At 68.6% G+C, this 223-nt stretch carries 1 protein-coding gene; it reads right to left on the minus strand.

From position 1 onward, the window contains the following. A partial coding sequence (locus WFK98_RS27305; protein ID WP_336802534.1) for a hypothetical protein occupies positions 1–223 on the minus strand: 223 nt, incomplete at both ends.

A 223-nucleotide genomic window follows, 5' to 3' on the forward strand; every position in this document is an offset into this window, starting at 1 on the left:
GGTCGCCGCCGCGATCGCGTGCTGCGGATCGTCGGTCTTGACCACGAAGGCGAACTCGGTGCCGGCCGGCTGATACAGCGGCAGCGCGAAGCGAACATTCGTCCAGGCATTGACCAGCACGGTCGCCATGTCGACCTGCGCCACGGCGAGCACCTCGCCGGTCGGCCAGCCATTCTCGACCGGCCGCACCTCGACCAGGCAAGCCTTGGAGCGATCGCCGATC

This window comes from Kaistia sp. MMO-174 (assembly GCF_037147815.1).
GTDB lineage: Bacteria > Pseudomonadota > Alphaproteobacteria > Rhizobiales > Kaistiaceae > Kaistia > Kaistia nematophila.